Origin of the sequence: Streptomyces nanshensis (assembly GCF_001751255.1) — a bacterium.
In the GTDB taxonomy this organism is placed as follows: Bacteria; Actinomycetota; Actinomycetes; order Streptomycetales; family Streptomycetaceae; genus Streptomyces; species Streptomyces nanshensis_A.
Genome location: NZ_LJGW01000730.1, coordinates 1 through 20,845, shown reverse-complemented (window position 1 = coordinate 20,845; position 20,845 = coordinate 1). Strand labels below are relative to the sequence as shown.

Below are 20,845 nucleotides of genomic sequence, written 5' to 3'. Positions count from 1 at the left end.
GGGCGCGCGGGGATGCGCCCGCCCCCGGCTCTACCGGGCCCGGCGGCCCGGGAGTTCAGCCGCCGGCCGGGCTGCTCCAGCCCTCCGGCACATGGGCGAGACGCACCCGCTGCGGATGGTCGCCGACGGGCACCGAGACCGTCTTCTCACCGCTGGCGAAGTCGATCGCGGTGACCCGGTCGCTGCCCGCCTCGGAGATCACACAGGACTTACCGTCGCCGCTGACCGTCGCCCAGTACGGCTTGGACGCGGGGACGAGCGGGCCCTCCGCCAGGGACTCGCGGTCGACGACGGTCGCGTAGTCGTCCATCGTCCCGGCGACGCACAGCTTGTCGCCGCCGGGGCTCATCGACATCCCGTGGTGGCGGGAGTCGTTGACCCAGGTCGTACGGTCCTCGCTGGTGTCGGGGTTCTTGGGCAGGACCTTCTCGCGGGTGATCTTGTCGGCGGCGACGTCGTACTCGAAGAAGCCGTTGAAGAAGGAGACCTGGAAGTAGAGCTTCGACTCGTCGGGCGTGAAGGCCACCGGGCGCACGGCGTCGGAGAAGTCCTTGCGCCCGAAGGCGTCCAGGCGCTCGCGCATGTCGATCACCTCGACCTTCTCGAAGGTCTCCGCATCGACGACGGTGATCTTGCGGTCGCCCTTCGTCCAGTCCAGCCAGGGGTCGTCGGTGTCGGTCTGCACGTCCCCGATGGACATGTTCCAGATGCGCTTCCCGCCGTCGGTGAAGACGTTCTCGTGGGGCTTGTCGCCGGTCGCGAACGAACCGGCCTCCTCCCCCGTGTCGATGTCGAGGACGTGGACGGTGTTGGACGTCGAGGCGGAGACGGCGACGCGCTCGCCGTCCGGCGAGACGGCCATGTGGTCGGAGCGGAAACCGGAGACAGGGAAGCGCCAGTTGATCTTCCCGGTGCGTACGTCGATGGAGACGACGTCGGCGAAGCTCGGCCGGGAGACGACCATCGACGTGCCGTCGGGGGTGGAGTACATGTCGTCCACGAGCTGGTCGTGGCCCTCGCCGGGTCCGTTGCGGATGCCGAGGAAGAAGGCGAGCTTGATCGGGTTCGCGTAGATCTCGTCCAGGCGCTGCTGCCTGTCGGGGACGACGTCGATGCGGCCGAGCTTCTCGAAGGAGCCGCTGGACCCGATCACGTCCGCGGTGCCCTCCCAGTTGTTGCCGACGAACATCACCTCTTGCAGACCGGCGCGCTTGCCGGCGGCTTCGGCGGAGGCGAAGTGCGACGCGGAGGCGGAGTGCGCTTCCGGTACGGCGTGCGGTGCGGGCGCGGCGCCCGTCGTGACGGACACGGCCACGGCCACAAGTGCGGCGGCGACGGCGGCGGAACGGCGAGGACGGAGCCGAGCGGACCTCGCGGACCTCTCCCTGGGGACGGGCATGGCGCTCCTTCGGGTAGCGGCTTGCGTCCGTCGCGGGACCGGACCGGCAGAGCACGGCGGCACCCTGCCGGTCCGGACCACGGCTGGAAACGGGCGGTGCATGACGGGGGATCACGCACCGCTCGGCCCGGCGCTCCGCGACAGAGCGCCCCCAGCCGCGCAAAGTGAAAACGTCTCACTTCACTTTGCGATACCTGAAAGTAACGAGCCGTCAGCGGTTCTTCAACCCCTGTCGGGGGAGAAGATGGCGGCGACCACGAGCGAGGGAGAGCGGTGACGGAAGGGCTGAAGCGGCCGACCGGGCGCTACGCAGGGAAAGCGGCAGACGAACGGCACGCCGAGCGCCGCCGCCGCTTCCTCGACGCCGCCCTTCAGCTCTTCGGCGCCGGACCCGGCTACCAGGCGACGACCGTCGCCGCCCTCTGTGTCGAAGCCGGCCTGTCCACCCGGCAGTTCTACGAGCAGTTCCGCGGTCTGGAGGACGTCCTCGCCGCGCTCCATCTGGAGGTCAACGACTACGCGGAGAGCGCCGTCGTCGACGCCCTCGCCCGTACCGACGGTCTGCCGTTCACCGAGCGCTACGGGCCCGTCTTCCGCGCGTACGCCGCGAGCATCGCCGAGGACCCGCGCCGTATCCGGATCAACTTCACCGAGATCGTCGGCGTCAGCCCGCGCATGGACGAGCAGCGGCTGACCCGCCGCGCCCGCTGGGTCGACCTGATCCGCGCCGAGGCCGCGGCGGCCGTACGCAAGGGCGAGGCCCCCGACCGCGACTACCGCATCACCGCGGCCGCCTTCATCGGCAGCGTCAACGGCCTGCTGCACGACTGGGCGGCGGGCTGGGTCGACGCGGATCTCGACCAGGTCGTGGACGAACTCGTCCATCTGCTCCTGGCGTTGCTGCGCTCCCCGGACTGACGACACCGGTACGGCGTACACGGCCGCACGGCCCACTCGGGTGGCAGCCGCCCGCCCCGCGCCCCATCCGCGTCCCCGGCGGGAAGGGCCACCACGTGCCGGCCGTTCCCGAACCCCTCGCCGACCTCGCACGGCGCCGCGACGATCCCGTGGTCGTCCAGACCCTCCGGTCCACGGCCGCAGCCGTGCTCAGCTATCTCGCGGCGCTCTGGCTCAGCAACGCCCAGGACCCGCTGCTCGCCCCGCTGACCACGCTGCTCACCGTCCAGGTCACGCTGTACGCCACCCTGACCCGGGGCATCCGGAGGGTGAACGCCGTGGTGGCGGGCGTGCTCGTCGCCGTCGGGTTCAGCAATCTCGTGGGGCTGAGCTGGTGGTCGCTGGGCGTGCTGATCCTCGCCTCGCTGACCGTGGGACACCTCGTACGCGTCAACGAGTTCGTGCCCGAAGTGGCCATCAGCGCCATGCTCGTGCTGGGCGTGAGCGTCACACGGGTCGCCGAGACGGCGCTGGACCGGGTGCTGGAGACCCTCATCGGCGCCGTGGTCGGGCTGCTGTTCAACGTGCTCTTCGTACCGCCGGTGTGGACGCGCTCGGCGACCGACTCCATCCAGGACCTCGCGGGCCGGCTGCGCCATCTGATCCGGCTCGTCGGCGAGGAGCTCGGCGACCACACCCCGGTCGAGGACGCCGCGGCCCGGCTCCAGGAGGCCCGCCGCCTCGACCACGACATCGTGCAGGTCGACGCGTCGCTGAAGCAGGCCGAGGAGAGCCTGAAGCTCAACCCCCGGGTCAAGGAGGGCCTGCTCTCGCGGGTGGTGCTGCGCACCGGCCTGGACACCCTGGAGATCTGCGTCGTGGTGCTCCGCGTCACCGCCCGTACGCTCACCGACCTCGCCAAGAGCCGTACGGGCGAGCCGCTCTTCCCGCCCCGCGAGGCCGAGGCGCTGGAGGAGCTGTTCGCTCATCTGGCCGGAGCCGTCAAGGCGTTCGCCGTCCTCGTCACCAGCGACGTCACCCAGGACTCCGACACCGCCGAGGAGCGGCTCGTGGAGGAGCTGGCCGCGGCCCGCGCCGCTCGGGACCGGATCGCGGAGCTGCTGCTGACGGGCGTACAACACCATCCGCGCCAATGGCAGTTGCACGGCGCGCTGCTCGCCGAGATCGACCGGATGCTGGAGGAACTGGACGTGGAGAAGCGGTCGATGCGGCTCGCGGAGGAGCTGGACCGCTACACCCGCGACGAGGTCTCCGGACGGCAGCGGATGCTCGCCAAGCTCACCCGGGCCCTGCACGTACCGCTGCCGAGCGGGCCGCGCAGACGCCGGGAGGACACCGGCTGAGGGCCGTCCCTCAGCCCCGCGCCGCGGGCAGCCGCTCGGCGACCAGGCCCACGACCTGATCCCGGCACGGCACGAGGAAGAAGTGGTCCCCGGGGAAGCTGCGCAGCTCGAAGGAGCCGGACGTGGCCGAGGACCACACCCGGGACTCCTCGGCGGTGCACGCGGGGTCGGACTCGCCGCTCAGCGCGGTCACGGGCGTCGTCAGTCGCAGCCCGGGGCCGGGGCGGTAGGAGTCGATGAGCCGGTAGTCGGCCCGCAGCACCGGGAACAGCAGCTCGCGCACGCCCGGCTGGTCCATGATCTCCGCGCCGTGGCCGCCGAGCCGCAGCACCTCCGCCGCGAGCGCGTCGTCGTCGTACGACCTCAGCTCGCTGCCCCGCTCGGCGCCCGGGCCCTCGCGTCCGGAGACGAACAGCCGCTGCGGGCGGGCCCGTTCGCGCTTCTCCAGCCGGAGCGCCACCTCGGCCGCCACCGCGGCGCCCATGCTGTGCCCGAAGAGGACGAGCGGGGACTCCGCGTCGGCGGCGAGGGCTTCGGCGATCGGGTCGGCGAGGTCGGCCAGGTGCGCGGCGCACTCCTCGCCGAAGCGGTCCTCGCGGCCCGGGTAGCAGACGGCGAGCAATTCGACGTGTGCGGGGAGCAGTCCGGCCCAGTCGCGGTAGAAGCTGGCCGAGCCGCCCGCGTGCGGGAAGCACACCAGACGGACCTCTGCCGGTGCCGCTCCGGGCGTCGCGTAGGCACGCAGCCACGCCGAAGCCGGCTGTCTCACCGGACCGTTCATCGGACTCCCCCATGTCGCCGTCTGTACGCCGTCTGCCGACCCCCGCCGGTCTCTGCCGGCCTCTGTCGGCGTCGTCCGACCGGTGTCGGCGTCGTCGACCGGCGTCCGAGCGTAGAACACCGGCGGGGACCAGTGACCTCCGGGAGGGGCGGCGGACCCGGGCCGACCCTGACCGCGGCCCCCGCCGCAGCGCCCAACCCGCCCGCTATAGGCGGGAGTTCGCCGCCGCCAGCGCCGGGATGATGCCGCCGGCCCGTACGATCTCGCGCTGCCGCGGGGAGAGCCGGTGCCGCACGGCGTACGACTCGTCCCGGGTGACGCTGCGCAGCCGCAGCGACGCGCCCTGGGAGTCGGCGTCCGCGTCCGCGCCGAGGAGTGCGTGCAGCCCGTCGAGGCGCAGCACGTCGCCGGTGCGGATGCGTTCCGCGTCGCCGCAGTCCTCGAACTCCAGAGGCAGCACACCGAAGTTGACGAGGTTCTGCCAGTGGATGCGGGCGAAGGACTTGGCGACGACGGCGCGCAGTCCCAGATGGCGCGGCGTGATCGCGGCGTGCTCACGCGAGGAACCCTGACCGTAGTTGTCGCCGCCGACGACGAAGTGCCCGTCGTACGCGCCCTCTTGGGCCGTCTCCGCCGCCCGGCGCGGATACTCGGGGTCGATACGCGTGAAGGTGAACTCGGCGAGCTTGGGGATGTTCGAGCGGTACGGCAGCGCCTTCGCCCCCGCCGGGGAGATCTCGTCCGTGGAGACGTCGTCCCCGGTCTTCAGCAGCACCGGCCCCTCCAGGACGTCCGGCAGCGGGTCGAGCCGGGGCAGCGCCGAGACGTTCGGGCCCCGCTCCAGCTCGATCGAGGCGGCACGCTCCGGGGGCGGCGGCTCCTCCAGCATCTCCCGGTTCACGCTGGCGTGTTCGGGCAGTTCCACGTGCGGCGCCGCGACGCCCGCGAGGGCCGCCCAGTCGCGGGGATCGGTGATGACGCCGGTCAGCGCGGAGGCGGTGGCGGTCTCCGGCGAGCAGAGCCACACCGAGTCGTCCTCCGTGCCGGAGCGGCCGGGGAAGTTGCGCGGGAACGTACGCAGCGAGTTGCGGCCCGCCGCCGGCGCCTGGCCCATGCCGATGCAGCCCAGACAGCCGCTCTGGTGCAGCCGGGCGCCGGCCGCGACGAGGTCGAAGGTGCCGCCGGTGCGCGTGAGGTCCTGGAGGATCTCACGCGAGGTCGGATTGACGTCGAGGCTGACGCCGTCGGCCGTGCGGCGCCCGGCAACCATCGCGGCGGCCACGGCGAAGTCGCGCAGCCCGGGGTTCGCGGAGGAGCCGATGGCGGCCTGGTCGACGGGCCGTCCCGCGACCTCCCGTACGGGCACCACGTTGCCCGGCGACGAGGGACGCGCGATCAGCGGTTCGAGGGAGGAGAGGTCGATCTCCTCGTCCAGGTCGTAGACGGCGTCCGGTTCGGCGGCCACGGGGACGAAGTCCTCCTCGCGGCCCTCGGCCCGCAGAAAGGTCCGTACGGCCTCGTCGGCGGGGAAGACGCTGGTGGTGGCGCCCAGTTCGGCGCCCATGTTGGCGATGACGTGCCGGTCCATCGCGGTCAGCGACTCCACGCCGGGACCGTGGTATTCGAGCACGCGGTTGACGGCGCCCTTCACACCGTGCCGCCGCAGCAGCTCCAGGATGACGTCCTTCGCGCTCACCCACGGCGGCAGTTCACCGGTCAGCCGTACGCCCCAGATCCGCGGCATCCGCAGATACAGCGGGCGCCCCGCCATGGCCAGCGCCACCTCCAGCCCGCCGACGCCGACGGCGAGCATGCCGAGCGAACCGGCCGCGCACGTATGGGAGTCGGAGCCCGCGAGGGTCTTGCCGGGGACGCCGAAGCGCTGCATGTGCGTGGGGTGCGAGACGCCGTTGCCGGGCTTGGAGTACCAGACGCCGAACCGTCGTGCGGCCGAGCGCAGGAAGGCGTGGTCCTCCGCGTTGCGCTCGTCGGCCTGGAGGATGTTGTGGTCGACGTACTGGACGCTGACCTCCGTACGGACCCGGTCCAGGCCCAGCGACTCCAGTTCCTGCATCACAAGGGTCCCGGTGGCGTCCTGCGTCAGCGTCTGGTCGACGCGCAGTCCGATCTCGCGGCCCGGCTGCGTCTCGCCCTCGACGAGGTGGTCGTGGATGAGGCGCTGCGTGACGGTGCCGCGCGCCCCGTTGCCCGTGACCGTCGTGACGGCCGCCGCGTCCGCACTCACCATGACGGACTCCCCTCTGCTGTGGTGCCGGTCGAGCACTGGGCTCAAGGGCCTCCGCGTACCCGGCGGGACGGCGAGTACGTACGGGGCGGTGCCGGGTCGCCCGTCCGGGCGGGGCGGTGCGGGGACGGTGGCGGACGGACCGCGCACGGGTGTACGGGCGCGAGCGGGGCGCGGACGCAGGGCGCGGGCATGCGCAATCCGGCCTTCGACGGCGGCCAAGTCGCCGCCGTACAGGGGGTGTCGGGGCGGCCGCCCGGTCACGGGAGCCGCCCCGGCCCCGCCCTGTGTGCGCCGCGGCGGACGGGGCGTCAGCCCGCCTGGCCGCTGTCCTTCTGCGCGCCCCAGCCGTGCCAGCGCTCGATCTCGATCCAGCCGCTGAAGCGGCGGCGGTCGCGCTGCGGATACTGCTTGCCGAGGTAGTGCCGGGCGAGGCGGTCGATGTCGGCCAGGCCCTCGTCCTCGCGGAGTCCGGTGACGCGGCCGATGAGGGTCACATGCGTGTACCAGTCGCTCTCGTCGAGCACGGTCAGCGTGACCCGGGGGTCGTTGCGGATGTGCCCGAGCCGCTTGCGTCCCTCGTCCATGTTGACCAGGACGCGGCCGTCCTCCCACAGGTACCAGGTGGCCGCGGACACCGGCTGGCCGTCCGGTCGCAGGGTCGTGACGACGGCCGGGTTGGCCTTCTTCAGCATCTCCACTGCCGCATCGGCGAGCGGTGGTTTCGACATGGCGTGCTCCTGGTCCTCTCTCGCGTGCTGCTCTTCCCGTACGGGACCGGGACCGGCCCGGCCCCGTACGGTCCGGGGACGGTTACCCGGCAGCCGAGGCGATATCGCCCGCCGGGCGCGGAACCCGTGACGTCACAGCAGCACGACGGCCGTGGCGAGTACGAACGTGTACCACCACTCCACCACCCGCTGCGTCCGGTGGTCCTGCGCGGGCGTGCTCAGCCGGAGCACGCGCCAGACCAGCAGCAGGCTCAGCCCGGCCAGCGCGGCGTCGATCGCGGCCGTCCACCAGTGGAACCCGGCGGGCGCCACCATCACGACGTGCGTGACGGGCAGCAGCAGGACGAAGCTCCCCGCGAGGCACCGGCGGCAGCGCCGGTCGCCGAGGGCGATCGGCATGGTGCGCCGGTTGAGCGTCCGGTCCCCCTCGACGTCCCGCAGATCCTGTACGCCGATGATCAGGAACGTCATGACGGCCATGGTGGCTATCCACCACCACACGGGCTCCGTTATCGGCGTGACCATCTGCCAGGCGGCGGCGAGTTGGGAGACGACGCCCAGCGCGATCAGCAGGTTCTTGGCGACCCAGTTGCGGTGCCCGCCCCATGCGTAGTGGAGCATGAACAGGAACTGCCACAGCAGCGCCCACTCGACCACGCCCAGCAGCAGTCCGAGCGCGGGGAAGAGGACGTGTACGGCCGCGAGGCGCCGCTTCGCGCCCGCCATGGTGCTGTCGCCCGTGACGAGCGGCCGGAAGGGCTTGTTGAGCCGGTCCTCCTCGACGCCCGTGATCTGGTTGATGAGGCTCGATCCGTAGATGAACAGCCAGAAGTAGGCGACGGCTCCGGCGACCGTCGACGCCGCCTGGGAGGGCCCGAGTCCGGCGTGGCGGATCGCGGCGACGACGAAGCAGGAGGCGGGTACGACCGTGGAGTACAGGTCGTTGCTGTTGAAGCGGTAGCTGACGAAGATCTCGCGCCACACCAGACGGGGGATCCGGCCGGCGGCCGCGAGGGCGGACCGGACCCCGCTCCGCTTCCCCGGCTCCTCCGGCCCGTTCCCCGGCTCCTGCCCGGTGTGTTCCTGCCCGGTGTGCTCCTGTCCGGCGTGCTCCTGCCCGGTGCCAGGCTGCTCTGTCGGTGCGCTCTTCCGCGACGTGGCGGGTCCGGTGGTACCGGCGTTCGTGGTCGTCACGCGTCCCCCCGGCTGGTGAACTGGTCGGCCAGTGCTGCGAGTCGGTTCCGGTGCGGGCTGGGCGGCAGCACCTCCAGCGCCTTCCGGCAGCGGTCCAGATAGTGGTCGGCGGTGTGCCGTGCGGCCTCCAGGGCACCGGTCGCCTCCAGCAGCCCGTGCAGCCGTTCCTGCCGGGCCAGTTCGTCGTCGGCGCCGCCTTCGAGCAGTTCGGCGAGGAGCGCGCGGTCGGCGTCGCTGCCGTTGCGGTGGGCGAGCAGCAGCGGCAGGGCGGGGCGCCTGTTGCGCAGATCGCTGGTACGGGACTTGCCCGCGGTACGGGCGCGGTCGGACGCCTCGGGCAACTGCCCGACGGCACGCGAACCAGAGCCGGCACCGGACGCGGAACCCGAGCCGGAATCAGCACCGGAACCGGAATCGGCACCGGAACCGGAACCAGCGCCGGAACCGGCCGCACCCGCATCCGTACCCGCCCCGGACGACCCTCCGCGCGGCCCTACGTACGGCAGCAGATCGTCCTGGATCTGGAACGCGATCCCGAGCGCCTCCCCGAACTCCGTGAGCCCGTCGGCCTGTTCACCCGTGCCGCCGGCCAGTACGGCCCCCGTACGGCACGCCGCGCGCAGCAGCGCCGCGGTCTTCAGCCGGGCCATCTCCAGATAGCCGTCGGTGTCGTCGTGCAGCGCGCCGCTGAGGTCCAGTTCCAGCGTGGCGCCGCGGGTGATGTCCAGTCCGGCTTCGGCGATGACGGCGGTCGCGTCCGTGATCAGCCGGTCGGCCACGCCGCGCCTGCGGCACTCCCCCAGCGTCTCGAAGACGGCGAAGAACAGGGCGTCGGCCCCGACGACGGCACGGTCGACGCCGTAGCGGCAGTGGGTCGCGGCGCGCCCCCGGCGCACCTCGTCGCCGTCGATGATGTCGTCGTGTATGAGGCTGCCGGCGTGCATCAGCTCGAACCCCGTTGCCACGGGCCCGACTTGGTCGAGGCTGCCGCCCACGGCCGCCGCCGACTCCAGCAGCAGCACGGGCCGCAGCAGCTTGCCGGGCGGCAGCAGCGCCCAGCGGTGCATGCCGGTGAGGGGATCGCGGCCCCGTACGTCGAGCCAGTCCTCCAGGTACACCCGCGCGGTCTCGCGGGTGCCGCCGTGCACCCCGCGCACCACTCCGCGCAGTAACGGGTCCGAGAGGTCGGGGGTGCCGAAGAGATCCGGGGCGGCGGGCCCCGGACCGGTCTGCCGGGTGCGGCCGTAGTAGCGCCCCGTCCGGTCCGCGGCCGGCCAACCGGGCGGCGGGGACGAGGGGTTGTCCGGGGAATCCTGTCCGTCGAGCATGGGCGGCGCGCCTTCCGTGAAGAACCTGGGTGGTGCTTCGGGCAGCAGCAGAATGCGGACGTCGGCGGTCGTGCGCGGGGTCAGGTGCGCGAAAGGCCCCTGCTCCCCCGTTCCCCCTGCGGTCCGGCCGGCCTGACGGCGCGACCCCCTCCGGACCGCCCCCGGGCATCGCACCCGGGGGCCGGGACGGCGGGGGCTCTCACCGGCCGCCGTCCCTGCCGCTCCCGCCTCGGGTCACCCCGCCGGATGGCCGAGCCGTACCGGCAGCGTCGTCACGCTGTTGGAGAACAGCGACGGCACCGGGTCGAGCGTGCCCGGCACCGCGCCGAGGATCATGTCCGGGAAGCGGGCGAAGAGTTCGCGCAGGGCGATGGTGGCCTCCAGCCGTGCGAGGGGTGCGCCGAGACAGGCGTGCGCGCCGTGCCCGAAGGCGAGATGGCGGGCCTGCTCGCGGGTGATGTCGAAGCTGCCGGCGGACGGGCCGTGCTGCTCGGGGTCCCGGCCGACCGCGCTGTAGGGCGCCATGATCGGGTCGCCCGCCGGGATGACGACGCCGGCCACCTCGATGTCCTCGGTCGGGTAGCGGAAGGGGAAGTTGCCGATGGGCGCCTCCCAGCGCAGCGTCTCCTCGACGACCGCGGGCCACATGTCCTCCTCGCCCTTGGTGAGGGCGAGTTGGTCGGGGTGGGTGAGCAGGGCCCGTACGGCGTTGACGATGAGGCTCAGCGTGGTCTCGTGCCCCGCGGAGAGCATCACCAGCAGCGTGCCGACGAGTTCCTCCTGCGTCAGCGCGTCCGGCTCGGCCTCGCGGGCGGAGATGAGCGCGCTGGTGAGGTCGTCGCCCCGTTCCTTGGTACGGAGTTCGACGACGCGGGCCAGGAGTTGGTACACGGCGATCTGGTTGGCGCCGACCACCTCGGGCGAGAGGTCGGAGCGGAAGATCTTGTCGACCGCCTCGCGCAGCTCGGGCCGCTCGTAGTCGGGGATGCCGAAGAGGTCGCTGATCACCTGCATCGGCACCGGGTACGCGAAGTGCTTGCGCAGGTCGACGGTGCCGTCCGGGTCGGCGTGCGAGGGCAGCGCCTCCAGCAGGTCCTGGACGATCTGGTAGGTGCCGGGCCGCAGTTCCTCCACGCGGCGGGCGGTGAAGGTCTGGCTGACGAGCTTGCGCAGCCGGCGGTGCTCGGCGCCGTCCGCCGTGACCATGTTGGTGACCTTGACCATGCCGATCAGCGGCCAGTCGTCGGGGATGTCGCCGCGCTGCATGGCACTCCAGTTGTGCCAGTCCTTGGAGATGCGCGGGTCCAGCACGAGCTGGTTGAGCAGGTCGTGCCGGGTGACGCTCCACGCCTCCACATCGCCCGGCAGCTTGACGCGCACCACCGGTCCGAGTCCTCGCAGTCTCGCGGCCTCTCCCTGGTGGTCGCGGCCGTACGGGTCCAGTTCGAGGAGCGGTACGCCGGAGTGCGAGGCCTGGTCTGCCGTCATGCGGTCTCTCCAAAGGGGTGGGCGGATGAGGGCGAGCTGATCTCGTGCGGCACGGCGAATGCGACGGGGAGCTGCGTCGGGCACCGGGTCCACGGAGAGGGGTTCCAGTTGATCTCTCCGGGGGTGACCATCAGACGCAGGCCCGGCAGCATGTGCAGGGCGGTGTCCACTGCCGTGCGGGTGATCACACGTGAGGTGTCCTGTGCGGGACACATGTGCGGGCCGGCCGAATAGGCCATGTGCGCACGGTTGTTGGCCGGGCGGTGGCCGCCCGGGGCGAGCGCCGGGTCCGAGTTGGCGGCGGAGAGCCCGAGAATGAGCACGTCGCCCTGGCGGATGGACTGGCCGCCGAGTTCGATGTCGCGCAGCGCGTACCGCGCGGGCATGTGCGTCATCGGCGGTTCGCGCCACAGCACCTCGTCGAGCGCGTCGTCCACGCCGAGCTGGCCGCTGCGCAGCCGGTCGTCGAACGAGGTGTCGGTGATCATCCGGTACAGCGTGTGGGCGATCCAGCAGGTGGTGGTCTCGTTCCCGGCGGAGATCATCACCACCATGGACTGGAGGACCTCGGGGTCGTCCTGGAGGTTGGGGTGCGTCATCAGCGCGGTCGTCAGGTCGTCCGTGGGGTTGGCCTGCCGCTCGCGCAGCGTGTCGAAGAGGATCTGCTCGAAGCTTCGGTTGCCGACCTGCGAGTCCGTCTGGCTGCTGAACAGCGCGATCAGCGCGGAGCGCAGCTCGTGGCCCTGCCGGGTGTCGAGGCCGAAGAGGCTCGCGACGGCCAGCATCGGCACGTACGCCGCGTAGTCGGCGACGAGGTCCGCGCGCCCCGACTGGGCGAAGTGGCCGATGAGTTCACCGCAGATCCGCTGCACCTGGCGGCGCAGCGCACGGTGGTTGATGCGTCCGACACCGTCGTCCAGCGGCTGGCGCAGCCGGCGGTGCTCCTGCTGGTCGGCGCCGATGACGTTCGGCCGGTAGGCCATCATCGGCAGCAGCCCCGAGTCGGGCGAGACGATGCCGTCGTTGAGGTCGCGCCAGTTGCGGGCGTCACGCGAGAAGAGGGCCTCGCGCTCGGTGATGATCCGGAGCTGCTCCAGGCCCATCACCAGCCACCCGGGCACGCCGGGCTCCAGCAGTACGGGCGCCACCGGGCCGTGTTCCAGGCGCAGTTGGTGGTAGATGCGGTGCGGATCCCTGGACTGAGTGATCTCGGTCAGGGAGATGAGCGACTCGGTGGTGTACGAGTGCGTCGGTGCGGGGGTGGTCACGCGACCTTCTCCTGGGCCTTGAGGCGGGCGGCGTACTCGACGAGGGTGATCAGCGCCTGCACCGACGAGTGGTGGTTACGGGCGTCGATCTGCACGAGCGGGGTGTCGGGCAGCAGATCGAGCGCCTCGCGCAGATCCTGCTCCTCGTACCGGACGGAGTCCGGGAACTGGTTGATGGCGACGGCGAACGGCAGGTTGCGCACGTCGAGTTGGTCGAGGATCTCGAAGCTGTCCTCGATACGGCGGGTGTCGATCACGACGAGCAGCCCGATCGAACCGATGACCAGGCCCTCCCACAGGTCCCAGAACCGCCGCTGCCCCGGGGTGCCGAAGAGGTACAGGACCATGCGGGAGTTGAGCGTGATGCGTCCGAAGTCCATGGCGACGGTGGTGGCCGTCTTGCCGGAGAGCCCGGACAGGTCGTCGACGCCCGTGCTGGCCTGCGTGATGGTCTCCTCGGTGCGCAGCGGGTCGATCTCGCTGACGCTCCCCACGAGTGTCGTCTTGCCGACCCCGAACGAGCCGACGACGAGGATCTTCAGCGCCTGATCGACGGTGGGGGCCAGATAGCGCCGGTCAGGCGCTGAGTTGTCTGCGGAGTCCATCGAGTACCTCTTGGAGTATGTGCACGTCGGGAAGCTGCGCCTTCGGTACCTGGGAACGTGTGATCAGGTAGCCGGCGTCGATCAGGTCGCAGGCGAGGATCGTGACGACGCTGACCGACAGCCCCAGGTGCGCGGCGGACTCCGCCACGGAGAGTCTGTGCCGGCACATCCGGTACAGCATCCGCTCCTGCCGGCTGGCGGTCACGGGAAGCTCGGTGCCGTCGTCGACGGTCTCCAGCAGCGTCTCCACCGCCAGCCGTTGACGGGGGCGAGCGCGCCCCCCGGTCAGCACGTAGGGGCGCACAGGACCCCTTCTCGGTCCTCTCGGTCGGGTCACGTTACTGAGCGCCTCCTCGGCGGACTGGCCTGGTGGTCGCCGAACCGCTGGACCTGGAGGACCATCTGGGAGGCGATGACGCCCGGGTCGACCTTGTTGCTGGTGATCACCGCGAGCCTCGAACCGTCCCCTGCTCCCCGCAGGAAGAGAAAGCCGCCCTTCCACTCGACCATGTGCTGCTTGAGACCGCCCTCGCCGAAACGGCCGGCGAGGGAGACGCCCAGCGACTGGAGACCGGCCGCCGCAGCGGCGAGCGTGTCGGCCTCGTCGATACCGAGATCGCGCGTACGGGCGCGTACCAGCCCGTCGGCGCTGAGCACCACCGCGTGCTGGACACCGGGGACTTCAGCGACGTCACTGAGCATCCAGGACTGGTCGTGCGCGGCTGCTTCGTGACTCATCGGGCGTCGTCCCCCTGGGGCGAATCGGTGTCTTCGTCATCGGTCCGGCCCCCCATGACGAAGGAGCTCATGAAGGAAGCGGCGGCGTCGGGATCGTCGTCGCTGCCGATGCTGGTGTGCTGCGCCTCGGCGGGAGCCGCCTGCTGGTTGTGGCGCGGGGAGCGCCGCCGGGGCAGGCCCACCGCGGGTGCCGTCTCCGTCGAGGGGTCCGACAGCGCGGGCGGCTCGGGGGCGAGCGCCGGTGCGGGCGTCGGCTCGGGTGCCGGCTCGGGCTGCCGGGCTGCGCTACGCCGGGGAAGCGGCGGTGCCTCCTGCGGCGACCTGCTCTGCGGCGCGAAGGAGTTGTCGCCCCACGGTGCGCTCTCGACGGGCTCCACACGCGTGGGCTGTGCTTCTTCCACCGCCGGGCCGGCGGTGCCTTCAGGTACGGGCATCGTGTACACCGGGTCGATGGCTTCGAGGAGTTCCATGGGTACCAGGACGACGGCGCGGATGCCGCCGTACGGCGAACGTCCCAGGCTCACCCGGAGCTTGAGCCGGCGGGCGATGTTGCCGACCACGGCGAGGCCGACCTGCGGGGTCTGCAGGTCGCGGATGCTCACGTCGCGCGGGCCGGAGACCAGTTCCAGCGCCCTCTGCAGCCGGGCCTCGGTCATGCCCGTGCCACGGTCGTCGATCTGGATGACGGCGCCGGACGGCACGGCTTCGAGCTGTGCCGTGACCTCCTTGCTGCTGGGGCTGTAGGTCGTCGCGTTGCCGAGGAGTTCGGCGACGAGGTGGATCAGCCATTCCGCGGCGAAGTCCTTGACGCCCAGGTCGGGTTCGCCGCCGATGACGACGCGCTGGTAGTCGGTGATCTGGCCGCCGGCCGCCCGGACGAGGTCCGTCAGCGGGACGGTCTCCTGCCACTGCTGGCCGGTGAAGGAACCGCCGAGGATCCGCAGGCTCTGCGCGTGGTGGGCGAACGTCGTCGCCAAGTGGTCGATCTCCAGGCCGAGTTCGGGAAGTCCCGGCTCGGGCCGGTCGATGAGCGCGCCGGCCTTCTCCTGGATCTGGAGGCCGCCGGTCTGGAGCCGCTGGGCGAGGAAGACGATCGCGTGCTCACAGGCGTCCTGCACGTCGACGAGTTCCTCGTCGACCTCGTCGAGGGCGGCGGTGAGCACCTTCGCGGTCTGCGGGCTCAGATTCGAGTACGAGGCGTCGGGCTTGTGCCGCTCGGCGAGCACCGTACGCAGATCACGGCCCCACGCCTCGACGGATTCGTGGAACGCCTCGAACTGCGACTGCGACCACTTCTGCCACTGCTCGGTCAACTGGGCGCGCTCGGAGCTGACTTGGGCCTCAGCGGCGCGCTTGGCCTGCTCGGCCCGGTGTGCCGCGCTGTCGGCCGTGCGTATGTCCTCGCGGTGCATCCGCCACAGATGGGGCAGGCAGGCCAGCAGACCGACCACCGCCACGGATCCGCTCGCCATGACGGCGGGGGCCCGGGTCCACCAACTGATCATCTGCGTGACGACCGCGACCGCCGCCAGCAAAAGGGCGGCGGGCCACACCGTCTGGCGTCTGAACCCTGTCCGGCGTGTTAGAGATTCGGTACTCAATAGGTTGACCGCAGCTTTCACATATCGATGAGAAGTGGAGCCGTTGACGCGGCGTCAGTGTAGATGCCGTCACCCTGCGTGGGAAGCGCGGGCAAGAGGAAGTTGGAGATGCGCGGCCCATGTCACGCCTCCGACCTTTGGCATTCTTTACCAAAGCCCATGACCTGCAACTTCTTAACGGCGTGTACATGCGGTGTTTCTGTTGCACCGTCAATCGACGAAGCGGGCGCAGACGGGCGGCAGGGCGCACTTGTGAGAGGCCGTGTGAAGACTCGGCATTCTTTCGCCGCTGGTGAGCGGAACCTTCCGGGTGTTCCCCGGCAATGCCCGTGGCGCATCCGGGCACTTATCGCCGACAAGTTTACCGGCCGGTTTCGGCGGCCAACCGGACAATACTCCCCAACGAGCTTTACAGCGGCTCAGCGAGAGAAAATAGAGGAACGACATAAACAACGGAAACCAGATATACGGGGAAACAGCGACCAGTCGTGCCGTATCGGTCACCATCGCCCCGGCGTCCGGCAGCCCGGAGGGCCGTACCGGCACGACCGGTACGGCCCGCCGCGTCCGGGCGCGCTCAACGGCCCATGCGCAGCCCCTGCTTGTCGGCGCCCCGGCTGAGCACGGCGTCGCGGATCGCGCGGAAGGCCTCCGCGCGGCCCGAGCCCGCGTCACGGGCGTTCTCCCGGCTGAGGTCGACGACGCTGATGCGGGGCGTCGTCTGGACGAAGAAGGGGATGTACTCCGCCCTCTTCACCGACCACTCCGCCTGCCGCCCCTGCCCGGCGGCACCGCGCGAACTCCGCGCCCCCTTCGCGTCCTTGGCGTCCCGCGCGTCCCCGGCACCCTTCGCCTTCGCGGAGTCCCCTGCCCCGCCCTTCGGCGCCCCGCCGCCCTTCGAACTCCCGCCCTTCGGCGGTACGAAGGTGAAGCGCGCCGCCGAACTCATCGATCCGCGCGGGTCGTTCATCTTGCCCGCGAGCTGGTCGCCCATCCCGTAGACGACCCAGGTGCCGTTGACCTTCTCGTACGCCTGCGGCACATGGGCGTGCGTACCGATGATGAGGTCGATGTCCTTGCGGCCGCTGCCGTCACGGGAGCGGGTGAGCTGCCGCGCCAGCCGCTTCTGGTCGCCGTCCGGCTCCTCCTGCCACTCCGTGCCCCAGTGCATGCTCGTCACGACGATGTCGGCACCGGCACGGCGCGCGGCCCGCGCGTCGGCGATGATCCGCTTCGGATCGATGAGGTTGACGGCCCAGCGTTTGTTCTTCGGTACGGGGATGTCGTTCGTCCCGTAGGTGTAGGCGAGTTGGGCCACCTTCGCGCCGCCGGCCCGCATCATCGTCGTATGTCCGCGGGCCTTGGCCGAGTCCGCGGACCCGGCGTGCTTGAGTCCGGCCTTGTCCATGGCGGTGATGGTCCGGCGTACTCCGTCCACGCCGTCGTCCATGGAGTGGTTCGAGGCGGACGAACAGCTCTCGTATCCCGTGTCCTTGACGGCCGAGGCGACGTCCGGGGGCGTCTTGAAGGCCGGGTAGCCGGTGAACGGCCCGCCGGAGCGGCCGTAGACGGTCTCCATGTGGCATATCGCCAAGTCGGCGCCGGACGCGAGGGACTTGGCGCCCGCGAGCATCGTGCGGAAGTCGTAGCCGGACCCCGCCGCGTCCTCGCGGGCCTGCCGTATGACGGAGTCGTGGGAGAGGATGTCGCCGGTCGCGACCATGGTGAACGGCTTCTGCGGCGACGTCCGCGCGGACGCCCCACGCTGGGCAGCGGCATCGTCGTGGCGGCTGCCCTCCCGCCCCGTGAGGGCCTGCTGACCGCCGCAGCCGGCGACGGCCCCCAGCAGCACCGTGGTGGCGACGGCGAGAACGGCCGGACGTATGTACGTGCTCATGGTGGGCTCCCGCTTTCTCGGAGAAAGTCGACAAACCCACGTATATGGGGCCCTTGAGGGCCTCGCGCGGTCGCGCCGCCATCCGGCTCAACCCGGGCGCCCGCCCGTGTGCGGCTCTCCCCCGAGCCTCGCGGTGTGCGACGGGAAGCGGGACGGGCCGGAGCCCGGCCGACGAGTCCGCCCCGCGGCCCGGAGCCCCCGCCCTACCGCTTGCGCCCCACGCCCCCGAACATCGCCACGTCCTCCGCCTCCAGCAGCGCCCCCGGCAGCCAGCGCGAGCAGGAGACGACGCCCGGCGACAGCAGCTCCAGACCGTCGAAGTAGCGCGCTATCCGCTCCGGGGTGCGCTGGGTGAGCTTCGGCGTCCCGTTGCGGTTCCAGTAGGCGACGGCCCGGTCCACGTCGGGCATCTCCGGCGAGGTGACGGTGTGCGAGAGGACGAGGTGACTGCCGGAGGGCAGCGCGTCCATGAGCCGCCGCACGATGCCGTACGACTCCTCGTCGTCCTCGACGAAGATGACCACCCCGAGCAGGATCAGCGCCACGGGACGGCTGAAGTCCAGTGTGGCGGCGGCCTGTTCGAGGATCGCGTCGGTCTCGCGCAGATCGCAGTCGAGGTAGTCCGTGCGGCCCTGGCGGGTGCTGGTGAGCAGCGCCTGCGCGTGCACGAGCACGATCGGATCGTTGTCCACGTACACCACGCGGCTCTCGGGCGCGATCCGCTGCGCCACCTCGTGGGTGTTGTCGGCGGTGGGCAGCCCCGTGCCGATGTCGAGGAACTGCCGTACGCCCAGCTCGCCCGTCAGATGGGAGACGGCGTGCCCGAGGAACCGCCGGTCGGCGCGGGCGTATTCGCCGATGCCGGGGTGGAGGCGGCGGATGTGGTCGCCCACGGTGCGGTCGGCCTCGTAGTTGTCGCGGCCGCCCAGCCAGTAGTTCCACACCCGGGCGGTGTGCGGGCGGGTGGTGTCGATCCGCTCCTGCGGATCCCGGGACGTACGGGGCTCGGGCCCGGCCTCGCTGCTCAACTCTGCCCCTCTCGGGTGGACGGGTGAGGCACCGCGAACTGCCGCCTGGCCGACGGGAGTTCGCGCGAGTGCCGGCGGTGGACGGGGACGCCGCGGAGCGTGCCGCAGAGGTTACGCCCCGGTGTGCGGCGGTCACCGGCCGCACCTCCCGCACCGGCACCCACACCCGCACCCCCGGCACCTCCCGTACCGGCCCCGCGCCGGCCCGCGCCGGTTACGTACCGGCGCCGTCCGCCCCGGCCATGCGCCGCTCCCCGTCCCGCAACCCTGTCGTTACCGCAACACTCCTGACGGACTACGCGCGTTGACCGTAGGCTGCCAGGCGCTCGCGCAGACCAGGAAGGGACCTCGAATGACCACCGTGAACCCTCAACGGCGCAGACGCCTGCGCCGGTTGACCGCCGGCGCCGTGACGCTGGCCGCGACCGTGGGCGTGCTGTCGGCGGCGATACCGGCCGGCGCGGAGAGCGCCACGGGCGGCGACGGCCGCGGCGGGCACTCCCAAGGACGCACGGTCGACGTGCAGTTGCTCTCCTTCAACGACTTCCACGGCAACCTCGAACCGCCGCCCGGCTCCTCCGGCGAGGTCTCCCGGGAGAAGCCGGACGGCTCGAAGGAGACGGTCTCCGCGGGCGGCGCCGAGTATCTGGCGACGTCCCTGCGCAAGGCGCGCAAGGGCAACCCGTACAGCGTGACGGCCGCCGCGGGCGACCTCGTCGGCGCGAGCCCGCTGATCTCCGGCCTCTTCCACGACGAGCCCACCATCGAGGCCTTCAACAAGATGGACCTGGACGTCACCAGCGTCGGCAACCACGAGTTCGACGAGGGCCGCACGGAGCTGGAGCGCCTCCAGAAGGGCGGCTGCCACCCCAAGGACGGCTGCTCCGAGGACGGCAAGGTCTTCCAGGGCTCCGACTTCCCCTACCTCGCGGCGAACGTGACGGACGAGAAGACCAAGCGCCCGATCCTCAAGCCGTACACGGTGTGGAAGAAGAAGGGCGTCAAGATCGGCTTCATCGGCGTCACCCTGGAGGGCACGCCGGACATCGTCAGCGAGGACGGCGTCAAGGGCCTGAAGTTCCACGACGAGATCAAGACCGTCAACAAGTACGCCAAGGAGCTGGAGAAGAAGGGCGTCAAGTCGATCGTCGCCCTGATCCACGAGGGCGGTCTGCCGGAGAGCCCCGAGTACAACTACGACTGCGACAGCCCCGGTCCGGGCGACGGCATCTCCGGCCCGATCACCGACATCGCCAAGGGCATCAGCCCCAAGGTCGACGCCCTGGTCACCGGCCACACCCACGAGGCGTACGCGTGCACGATCCCGGACCCGTCCGGCAACCCGCGCACCGTCACCTCGGCGTCCTCCTTCGGCAAGCTCTACACGGACACCACGCTCACCTACGACCGCCGTACCCACGACATCGTGCGTACGGGCGTCAAGAGCGCCAACCACGTGGTGAGCCGCAAGCAGCACAAGGCCAAGGACATGACCTCGCTGATCAAGCGCTGGGCGAAGCTGGCCGACCCGGTCGCCGACAAGCCGATCGGCTACATCTCCGACGACATCAAGGGCAGCGCCGCGAAGACGCCGGAGACCCCGCTGGGCGACCTGATCGGCGACGCGCAACTGGAGTTCATGGCGCCCGAGGACAAGGGCGGGGCGCAGCTCGCGCTGATGAACCCCGGCGGCATCCGGGCCGACCTCGTCCACAAGGCGTCGGACGGCGAGGGCGACGGCGTCGTCACCTATGGCGAGGGCTTCACCGTGCAGCCCTTCACCAACATGATGGCGGCCATCGACCTCACCGGTAAGCAGCTCGTCACCGCGCTCCAGCAGCAGGTCAGCGGCGCCAACGAGAAGTCCCCGAAGATCCTCCAGGTCTCGGAGGGCTTCAGCTACACGCTCGACATGACGAAGTCCGGCAAGGACCGGGTCGTCACGGACTCGGTGAAGCTGGACGGCAAGGCCCTCGACCCGGACAAGACCTACCGCGTCGCGATGAACGAGTTCCTCGCCGGCGGCAACGACGGCTTCCCCGCCTTCAAGGACGGCAAGGACAAGCTCATCGGCAAGTCCGATCTGGAGGCGCTGGAGGGCTACTTGGGCGAGCACTCCTCCAAGACCGACCCGCTGAAGCCGCCGAAGGCCGACCGCATCAAGGTCGTCGAGAAGTAACCCCGTGGCCGTCGCGACGGCCACGGGAAGGACAGCGGGACACAGCAGGAGACGCACAGCAGGAGACAGCGCCCTGTGCGCCGGTACCGGTACCGGCGCACA

17 protein-coding genes are annotated in these 20,845 nt (G+C 71.1%); 3 read left to right on the top strand and 14 right to left on the bottom strand.

The genetic code is table 11. The features are described 5' to 3' along the window. Positions 1 to 55: 55 nt before the first annotated feature. Entirely contained in the window at positions 56 to 1,399 is a 1,344-nt protein-coding gene (locus tag AN218_RS33890; protein WP_070020862.1) for a YncE family protein, read from the bottom strand. A gap of 273 nt (positions 1,400 to 1,672) precedes the next feature. Between AN218_RS33890 and AN218_RS33885 the strand changes: the two genes are divergently transcribed. Both AN218_RS33885 and AN218_RS33880 read left to right on the top strand, forming a co-directional pair. Further along, positions 1,673 to 2,317 (top strand): TetR/AcrR family transcriptional regulator, encoded by a 645-nt coding sequence (locus tag AN218_RS33885; RefSeq protein WP_070020861.1) that lies wholly within the window; start codon positions 1,673 to 1,675, stop codon positions 2,315 to 2,317. A 95-nt stretch (positions 2,318 to 2,412) separates the two neighbouring features. After that, positions 2,413 to 3,660 (top strand): FUSC family protein, encoded by a 1,248-nt coding sequence (locus AN218_RS33880; protein ID WP_070020860.1) that lies wholly within the window; start codon positions 2,413 to 2,415, stop codon positions 3,658 to 3,660. A 10-nt stretch (positions 3,661 to 3,670) separates the two neighbouring features. On the opposite strand, the gene AN218_RS33875 is transcribed toward AN218_RS33880, so the two are convergent. The 13 genes from AN218_RS33875 to AN218_RS33815 form a co-directional block, all read right to left on the bottom strand. After that, positions 3,671 to 4,429, bottom strand: a complete 759-nt coding sequence (locus AN218_RS33875) for a thioesterase II family protein (protein ID WP_244900920.1) — start codon at positions 4,427 to 4,429, stop codon at positions 3,671 to 3,673. Positions 4,430 to 4,646: 217 nt separating this feature from the next. After that, a complete protein-coding gene (locus tag AN218_RS33870) occupies positions 4,647 to 6,689 on the bottom strand; it encodes an aconitate hydratase (RefSeq protein WP_070020858.1) in 2,043 nt (680 codons plus the stop codon). 308 nt (positions 6,690 to 6,997) lie between these two features. Continuing rightward, positions 6,998 to 7,417: a PPOX class F420-dependent oxidoreductase gene (locus tag AN218_RS33865; RefSeq protein WP_070020857.1), complete on the bottom strand. Its 420-nt coding sequence runs from the start codon at positions 7,415 to 7,417 to the stop codon at positions 6,998 to 7,000. A gap of 132 nt (positions 7,418 to 7,549) precedes the next feature. After that, positions 7,550 to 8,611 (bottom strand): UbiA family prenyltransferase, encoded by a 1,062-nt coding sequence (locus tag AN218_RS33860; RefSeq protein WP_171908896.1) that lies wholly within the window; start codon positions 8,609 to 8,611, stop codon positions 7,550 to 7,552. Then, positions 8,608 to 9,939 (bottom strand): polyprenyl synthetase family protein, encoded by a 1,332-nt coding sequence (locus AN218_RS33855; RefSeq protein ID WP_070020856.1) that lies wholly within the window; start codon positions 9,937 to 9,939, stop codon positions 8,608 to 8,610. The genes AN218_RS33860 and AN218_RS33855 overlap by 4 nt, the downstream gene beginning before the upstream one ends. A 234-nt stretch (positions 9,940 to 10,173) precedes the next feature. Further along, positions 10,174 to 11,427: a cytochrome P450 family protein gene (locus AN218_RS33850; RefSeq protein ID WP_070020855.1), complete on the bottom strand. Its 1,254-nt coding sequence runs from the start codon at positions 11,425 to 11,427 to the stop codon at positions 10,174 to 10,176. After that, the gene (locus AN218_RS33845; RefSeq protein ID WP_420856053.1) at positions 11,424 to 12,695 is read right to left on the bottom strand and encodes a cytochrome P450 family protein; all 1,272 of its coding nucleotides are present in this window, start codon (positions 12,693 to 12,695) and stop codon (positions 11,424 to 11,426) included. Before AN218_RS33845 ends, AN218_RS33850 begins: the two co-directional genes overlap by 4 nt. Further along, on the bottom strand, positions 12,692 to 13,300 hold the full coding sequence (locus AN218_RS33840) for a GTP-binding protein (protein WP_070020854.1): 609 nt from the start codon (positions 13,298 to 13,300) through the stop codon (positions 12,692 to 12,694). The genes AN218_RS33845 and AN218_RS33840 overlap by 4 nt, the downstream gene beginning before the upstream one ends. Beyond that, entirely contained in the window at positions 13,272 to 13,604 is a 333-nt protein-coding gene (locus AN218_RS33835; protein WP_079132891.1) for a DUF742 domain-containing protein, read from the bottom strand. The genes AN218_RS33840 and AN218_RS33835 overlap by 29 nt, the downstream gene beginning before the upstream one ends. Positions 13,605 to 13,633: 29 nt before the next feature. Further along, a complete protein-coding gene (locus AN218_RS33830) occupies positions 13,634 to 14,038 on the bottom strand; it encodes a roadblock/LC7 domain-containing protein (RefSeq protein ID WP_070020852.1) in 405 nt (134 codons plus the stop codon). Beyond that, positions 14,035 to 15,591, bottom strand: a complete 1,557-nt coding sequence (locus AN218_RS33825) for an ATP-binding protein (RefSeq protein WP_141747795.1) — start codon at positions 15,589 to 15,591, stop codon at positions 14,035 to 14,037. The genes AN218_RS33830 and AN218_RS33825 overlap by 4 nt, the downstream gene beginning before the upstream one ends. A gap of 625 nt (positions 15,592 to 16,216) precedes the next feature. Further along, the gene (locus AN218_RS33820; RefSeq protein WP_070020850.1) at positions 16,217 to 17,536 is read right to left on the bottom strand and encodes a CapA family protein; all 1,320 of its coding nucleotides are present in this window, start codon (positions 17,534 to 17,536) and stop codon (positions 16,217 to 16,219) included. 203 nt (positions 17,537 to 17,739) lie between these two features. Further along, the gene (locus tag AN218_RS33815) at positions 17,740 to 18,564 is read right to left on the bottom strand and encodes an SAM-dependent methyltransferase (RefSeq protein ID WP_070020849.1); all 825 of its coding nucleotides are present in this window, start codon (positions 18,562 to 18,564) and stop codon (positions 17,740 to 17,742) included. Positions 18,565 to 18,916: 352 nt separating this feature from the next. Between AN218_RS33815 and AN218_RS33810 the strand changes: the two genes are divergently transcribed. Continuing rightward, a complete protein-coding gene (locus AN218_RS33810) occupies positions 18,917 to 20,743 on the top strand; it encodes a bifunctional metallophosphatase/5'-nucleotidase (protein WP_070020848.1) in 1,827 nt (608 codons plus the stop codon). The last annotated feature ends 102 nt before the right edge of the window (positions 20,744 to 20,845 follow it).

Bases quoted from the DNA above. Each gene is read 5' to 3' on its own strand.
- AN218_RS33865 (WP_070020857.1), bottom strand. From the start codon at position 7,417: ATGTCGAAACCACCGCTCGCCGATGCGGCAGTGGAGATGCTGAAGAAG.
- AN218_RS33870 (WP_070020858.1), bottom strand. From the start codon at position 6,689: ATGGTGAGTGCGGACGCGGCGGCCGTCACGACGGTCACGGGCAACGGG.
- AN218_RS33830 (WP_070020852.1), bottom strand. From the start codon at position 14,038: ATGAGTCACGAAGCAGCCGCGCACGACCAGTCCTGGATGCTCAGTGAC.
- AN218_RS33850 (WP_070020855.1), bottom strand. From the start codon at position 11,427: ATGACGGCAGACCAGGCCTCGCACTCCGGCGTACCGCTCCTCGAACTG.
- AN218_RS33820 (WP_070020850.1), bottom strand. From the start codon at position 17,536: ATGAGCACGTACATACGTCCGGCCGTTCTCGCCGTCGCCACCACGGTG.
- AN218_RS33840 (WP_070020854.1), bottom strand. From the start codon at position 13,300: ATGGACTCCGCAGACAACTCAGCGCCTGACCGGCGCTATCTGGCCCCC.
- AN218_RS33855 (WP_070020856.1), bottom strand. From the start codon at position 9,939: ATGCTCGACGGACAGGATTCCCCGGACAACCCCTCGTCCCCGCCGCCC.
- AN218_RS33810 (WP_070020848.1), top strand. From the start codon at position 18,917: ATGACCACCGTGAACCCTCAACGGCGCAGACGCCTGCGCCGGTTGACC.
- AN218_RS33890 (WP_070020862.1), bottom strand. From the start codon at position 1,399: ATGCCCGTCCCCAGGGAGAGGTCCGCGAGGTCCGCTCGGCTCCGTCCT.